Genomic DNA, 6,006 nt, shown 5'->3' with positions numbered 1-6,006 from the left:
ACCCGCCCGCGGCGGGCGACCCACTCGGGCTGACCACCCAGGAGCTGGCCGTGGCACGCGCGGTGGCCCGCGGCCGCACCAACAGCGAGACCGGGGCCGAGCTGTTCATCACCGGCCGGACCGTGGCGTTCCACCTCAGCAACATCTACGCGAAGCTCGGCATCTCCTCGCGCCGCGAGCTCGCCGCGCAGCTGACTGGAAGGTCTGCTGGAAGGTCCTGACAGGACCACCGGCCGGGCGGCGCCGCCATCCTGGTCCCCCTCGGCGAGGAGGGGCGATGCGCGTGACCGTCGATCTGTTCCGAGCCGCCGACGGACGACTCGAGGGCACCGTCCACGCCCCGGACGACGCGGGCCGCCCGTTCGCGGGCCTGCTCGACCTGCTGCGCCTGCTGGAGGACCTGGACCTCGGTCCGGACACAGGGGGAACCGATGACCGAGCACCCGCGGACTGACCTGCGCCCGACCCCCGCCGACGGCGCGACGGGCCACGCCAGGCTCACCGCGGCGACCGGCCTGCTGTTCGTGGGCCTGTTCGTGGCCGCGCTGGTGCTGCTGCACACCTCCCCCGGCCTCGGGGTGGCGGACGCGGACTACGCCGCGTTCTACGCCGACGGCGGCGGGAGAACGCTCGTCACGATCGGCACCACCCTCGTCCCCTTCGCCGGGATCGCCTTCCTCTGGCACCTCACGACGCTGCGGCTGCTGGTCCGCGCCCGGACGCCCACGCCCTCGGCCATCCCGGACGGGCTGCAGCTGCTGTCCGGGATCATGTTCGTGGTGCTGCTGTTCGTCGGCACCGGGGCGGCGGGCGCGACGGCCCTGCTCATGGACCTCACGAACGCGCCCCTGCCGTCCGTCGGGATCGCCCGGTCGCTGTCCGGGCTGGGCTACGGGATCGTCTTCGTCTACGCGATCCGCGGCGCCGGCATGTACGCGATCACCTCGACCACCCTGCTCGCCAAGGCCGGCCTGCTCCCCCGCTGGGCCGCCGTCGTCGGCTACCTGCTGGCGGCCGTCCTGCTCCTCGCGACGACGTTCAACCCCGCCGTCGTCCTCGTGTTCCCCGCCTGGGTCCTGCTGATCAGCGCGATGGTGCTGGTCACGAGCCGCTCCACGAACCCCGACCAGGAAGGTGTCGCATGACGACCGCCCGCAGCGCCGACGAGATCCCGGGCCCGAAGGGCCTCCCGCTCGTCGGGAACATGTTCGACATCCCCGCCGGACACACCATGCAGACGCTGATGGACCTGACCCGGGAGTACGGCCCGATGCTCCGGCTCCGGACCCCGTTCGGCGACCGGTTCGTCGTCTCCGGTCTGGACGAGGTCGACCAGCTCTGCGACGACACCCGCTTCGACAAGTTCGTCGGCGTCTCGCAGCGGATCATCCGGGAGCTCCGGCCGAGCGCCGGGCTGTTCACCGCGGACACCGACGACCCGGACTGGCAGCAGGCGCACAACATCCTGCTCCCCAACTTCAGCCAGCAGGCGATGCAGGGCTACCTGCCGATGATGGTCGACATCGCCGGACAGCTGATGCAGAAGTGGGACCGGCTCAACCCCGGCGAACCGGTCGACGTCACCGCGGACATGACCCGGCTGACCCTCGACACGATCGCCCTGTGCGGGTTCGGCTACCGCTTCAACTCGTTCTACCGCGAGGACCAGCACCCGTTCGTCGAGGCGATGCTCGGGATGCTCACCGAGTCCCAGACCCAAGCCCGGCAGCTCAAGGTGCAGCGGGCACTGCGCAGGCGGGCCGCGCGGCGGATGGAGGCGGACGTCGCCTACATGGAGAGCGTCGTCGCGTCGATCATCGCCGAGCGACGCAAGGCGGGCGACGCCGCCGACCACCAGGACCTGCTCAGCTGCATGCTGCACGGGGTGGACAAGCGCAGTGGCGAGAAGCTCTCCGACGCCAACATCATCGCCCAGTGCAACACCTTCCTCGTCGCGGGCCACGAGACGACCAGCGGGTTGCTCTCCTTCGCCGTGTCCTACCTGCTCAAGGCACCCGAGGTCGTGGCCAGGGCGAACGAGGAGGTCGACCGCGTCCTGGGCACCGACCTGGCGGTGACGCCGACCTACCAGCAGGTCCAGGGGCTCACCTACGTCACGCAGATCCTCAACGAGATCCTGCGGCTGTGGCCGACCGCGCCCGCGTTCACGCGCTACCCCTACGAGGACGTCGTGCTCGGCGGGTACGCGATCCCGAAGGGCACCTCGCTCACCGCGCTGACCCCGATGCTGCACCGGCTCCCGTCGGTCTGGGGCGAGAACGCCGAGGAGTTCGATCCCGACCACTTCCGCCCCGAGACCCGCGCCGCGATCCCGCCGAACGCGTTCCGGCCGTTCGGCGCCGGGCAGCGCGCGTGCATCGGGCGGCAGTTCGCCATGCAGGAGGCCGTGCTGGTCCTCGGCATGCTGCTGCAGCGCTTCGAGCTGGTGGACGAGTTCGACTACCGACTGCGGATCAAGGAGGCGCTGACCCTCAAGCCGGAGGGCCTGCGGATCGCCCTGCGCCCGCGGACCGGCCGGACCACCGGCACCACCCCGGCCCCGCCGCAGGTCACGGGCGGCACCCTCACCGAGCGGCCCGCCCCGCGCCTGCTCCCGATGGGCGACCGGCACAACACCCCGCTGACGGTGCTGTTCGGCTCGAACCTCGGCACGGCCGAGGGCATCGCCACGCGCATCGCGCAGGACGGCGCCGAACGCGGCTTCGCGGTGACCCTCGGGGCTCTCGACGACCATGTCGGCGAGCTGCCGAGCACGGGTGCGCTGGTCGTCGTGTGCGCCTCGTACAACGGGCAGCCGCCGGACAACGCCGAGCGGTTCTGCCGCTGGATCCAGGCGGCGGACACGAAGGCCGACGCCGCCGCCGGGCTGGCGTTCGCCGTGTTCGGCTGCGGCAACATGGACTGGGCCTCGACCTACCAGGCCGTGCCGACCCTGATCGACACCGCGCTGGCGGCGCACGGCGGCAGCCGGATCCGGCCGCGCGGCGAGGGCGACGCCCGCTCGGACTTCGACGGCCAGTACCAGCGGTGGTACGCCGAGCTCTGGCCCGCGCTGACCGAGGCGCTGGGCCTCGACGAGCAGAGCGCGGGCGCCGCCGAGGCGACCGAGCGCCTGCACGTCACCATGACCAACCGGCAGACCACCAACCCGCTGGTGATGTCCTACCGGGCCCTGCCCGCCACGGTGCTGGTGAACCGCGAGCTCAACGGCGCCGGGGCGGGCACCTCCACCCGGCACGTCGAGATCGCGCTGCCGCCGGGCCTGGAGTACTCGACCGGGGACCATCTCGGTGTCCTGCCGCGCAACGGCTGGCCGATCATCCGCCGGGTGATCGCGAGGTTCGGGCTCGACGCGGGCACCTACCTCACGATCAGCCAGGCGGGCAGCTCGTACACGCACCTACCGATCGACGAGCCCGCGCCGTTGCTGGGGATCCTCGGCAGCTGCGTCGAGCTGCAGGACGTGGCGAGCCGCTCGGACATCGCGGTCCTGGCCGGCTACACGTCGGACCCGGTGCAGCGCGAGGAGCTGCTCGGCCTCTCGACGCTCGACGACGACGGCGTGGCCCGCTACCGCGAGCGCGTCGGGGCGCGCCGGGCGACCCTGCTCGACCTGCTCGACGAGTTCCCGTCCTGCGACCTGCCCTTCCACGCCTACCTCGACCTGCTGCCCCCGCTCCGACCGCGGTACTACTCGATCTCCTCCTCGCCGGCCGTCACGAAGTCCTGCGACGTGACCGTCGGGCTGCTGCGCGGGCCCGCGCGCCGTGGCGAGGGGACCTTCACCGGCGTGTGCTCGGGGCACCTCGAGCAGGCCGGGCCGGAGAGCACGGTGTTCGTCTTCGTGCGCAGGCCGCGGATCCCGTTCCGCCCGCCGGAGAACCCGCACATCCCGATGATCATGGTCGGCGCCGGGACCGGGCTGGCGCCCTTCCGTGGGTTCCTCCAGGAGCGGGCCGCGCTGAAGGACAGGGGGGTGCCCGTCGCGGAGTCGCTGCTGTTCTTCGGCTGTCGCACCCCGGACACCGACTTCCTCTACGCCGACGAGCTCAAGGGCTACGAGGCGGCGGGGGTCGCGCGGCTGCACACCGCCTTCTCGCGGGCGACCGAGTCGGGGCGGAAGTACGTCCAGCACGCGATCGCGGCGGAGCAGGAGCAGGTCTGGGACCTGCTGGAACAGGGTGCGATCGTCTACGTCTGCGGCAACGCTGCCACGATGGCCCCCGGCGTGCGCGCGGCCCTGACCGAGGTCTACCGCGCCCGGACCGGCGGCTCGGAGACCGCCGGGGACACGTGGCTGGCGGGCCTGCGCGCCCAGGACCGCTACCTCGAGGACATCTGGGGGGAGACGGACGCCCGCTGACCCCCGGCCGCCGAGGAGTGCCGGAGCGGTGACCCGTACTGCGACAACCGGGGCCGCCCCGGCCCTGGAACCGTCCTGGACGACGCCCGGGTCGCCGGGCGCGGCGGAGGGAGTGCGGTGCGGGTACGGGGAGCGGTGGCGCTGGTCACGGGAGGGGCGTCGGGGCTCGGGCTGGCCACGGCCGAACGCCTGGTGGCCGAGGGGGCGGAGGTCGTGCTCGTCGACCTCCCGTCGTCGGACGGGACGGCGGTGGCGGAGAAGGTCGGCGCGGTGTTCGCGCCCGCGGACGTCCGCGATCCCGAGCAGGTCGCGGCGGCGGTGGCGGTGGCGGGCGAGCGGGGACCGCTGCGGGTGGCGGTGAACTGCGCCGGCATCGGCGACCCGGCCCGGACGCTGTCCCGGAGCGGGCCCCTCGACCTGGCGCGGTTCGCCCGCGTCGTGGAGATCAACCTCGTCGGGACGTTCAACGTGATCCGGCTGGCCGCCGAGGCCATCGCCCGCACCGACGAGGTCGACGGCGAGCGCGGAGTCGTCGTGAACACCGCGTCCGTCGCGGCCTTCGACGGGCAGATCGGGCAGGCGTCGTACTCGGCCTCGAAGGGCGGGATCGTGGGGATGACCCTGCCGATCGCCCGCGACCTGGCGAGCGTGCTGATCCGGGTCGTGACGATCGCGCCGGGCATGTTCGCCACCCCCATCCTGCGCGGCCTGTCCGACGAGGCCCGCGCCTCGCTGGAGTCCCAGGTCCCCCATCCCTCCCGGCTCGGCGAGCCGAGCGAGTACGCGGACCTGGTGGCGCACGTCGTCGCCAACCCGATGCTCAACGGCGAGACGATCCGGCTGGACGGCGCGATCCGGATGGCGCCGCGATGACGGCCCCCGCCGCCCTGGTCACCGGGGCCTCGCGCGGGATCGGCGCCCTGATCGCCGAGAAGCTGGCCACCGCCGGGTGGGACCTGACGGTGAGCGCCCGCTCGGCCGGCCCGCTCCAGGAGCGGGCCGCGGCGCTGGCAGGCCACGGCGGGACGGTCCGGGCGGTGACCGCCGACATGGGGAGCGAGGAGGAGGTTCTCGCGCTCGCCGACGCCCACGTCGAGGCGTTCGGCCGGGTCGACGCCCTGGTGCTCAACGCCGGGATGGGTTCGATCGGCGCGATCGCGGACTTCCCGGCCCGCCGGTTCGACAAGCTCTACGCGGTCAACGTCCGGTCGGCCTTCGTGCTGGTCCAGCGGCTGCTGCCGACGCTGCGGACGTCCGCCGCCGGCGAGCGTGGCACGGCGAAGGTGATCGCGGTGTCCTCGCTGACCGGGGTCGCGGGCGAGCCGCTCAACTCGGCCTACGGAGCGAGCAAGGCCGCGCTGACCTCGCTGTGCGAGACGCTGAACACCGAGGAGTCCGAGGGCGGGGTCACGGCGACGGCGGTCTGTCCCGGCTATGTGGCCACGGACATGACCGCGCCCCTCGCGGACCAGGTCGCGCCCGAGGCGATGATCGACGCCGCCGACGTCGCGGAGCTGGTGGTGGCCCTGACCCGGCTCGGCCGCTCGGTCGTGGTGCCGAGCATCCCGATGACCCGCCCCGGCCCGCACCTCTGGCGGGCCTGACCGCCGGTGTGGGTCGTG

The 6,006-nt window shown here is 73.1% G+C and carries 6 protein-coding genes; all 6 read left to right on the top strand.

Annotated elements, in window-relative coordinates; all coding sequences use genetic code 11:
- The coding region (locus H5J29_RS18155; protein ID WP_181782146.1) for a helix-turn-helix domain-containing protein at window positions 1-221 on the top strand (221 nt) is incomplete at its 5' end.
- A 62-nt stretch (window positions 222-283) separates the two neighbouring features.
- Window positions 284-454: a hypothetical protein gene (locus H5J29_RS18150; protein WP_181782145.1), complete on the top strand. Its 171-nt coding sequence runs from the start codon at window positions 284-286 to the stop codon at window positions 452-454.
- On the top strand, window positions 432-1,145 hold the full coding sequence (locus H5J29_RS18145; protein WP_181782144.1) for a hypothetical protein: 714 nt from the start codon (window positions 432-434) through the stop codon (window positions 1,143-1,145). Before H5J29_RS18150 ends, H5J29_RS18145 begins: the two co-directional genes overlap by 23 nt.
- Window positions 1,142-4,384 (top strand): bifunctional cytochrome P450/NADPH--P450 reductase, encoded by a 3,243-nt coding sequence (locus H5J29_RS18140; protein ID WP_181782143.1) that lies wholly within the window; start codon window positions 1,142-1,144, stop codon window positions 4,382-4,384. Before H5J29_RS18145 ends, H5J29_RS18140 begins: the two co-directional genes overlap by 4 nt.
- A gap of 117 nt (window positions 4,385-4,501) precedes the next feature.
- Window positions 4,502-5,257, top strand: coding sequence for an SDR family NAD(P)-dependent oxidoreductase (locus H5J29_RS18135; RefSeq protein WP_181782142.1), 756 nt, complete (start codon window positions 4,502-4,504; stop codon window positions 5,255-5,257).
- Window positions 5,254-5,988 (top strand): SDR family NAD(P)-dependent oxidoreductase, encoded by a 735-nt coding sequence (locus H5J29_RS18130; RefSeq protein ID WP_181782141.1) that lies wholly within the window; start codon window positions 5,254-5,256, stop codon window positions 5,986-5,988. Before H5J29_RS18135 ends, H5J29_RS18130 begins: the two co-directional genes overlap by 4 nt.
- Window positions 5,989-6,006: the final 18 nt, after the last annotated feature.

It is taken from the genome of Pseudonocardia pini (genome assembly GCF_013870575.1).
Taxonomy (GTDB): domain Bacteria; phylum Actinomycetota; class Actinomycetes; order Mycobacteriales; family Pseudonocardiaceae; genus Pseudonocardia; species Pseudonocardia pini.
This window is presented reverse-complemented; position numbering and strand designations above follow the sequence as displayed.

Bases quoted from the DNA above. Each gene is read 5' to 3' on its own strand.
- H5J29_RS18140 (WP_181782143.1), top strand. From the start codon at position 1,142: ATGACGACCGCCCGCAGCGCCGACGAGATCCCGGGCCCGAAGGGCCTC.
- H5J29_RS18130 (WP_181782141.1), top strand. From the start codon at position 5,254: ATGACGGCCCCCGCCGCCCTGGTCACCGGGGCCTCGCGCGGGATCGGC.
- H5J29_RS18145 (WP_181782144.1), top strand. From the start codon at position 432: ATGACCGAGCACCCGCGGACTGACCTGCGCCCGACCCCCGCCGACGGC.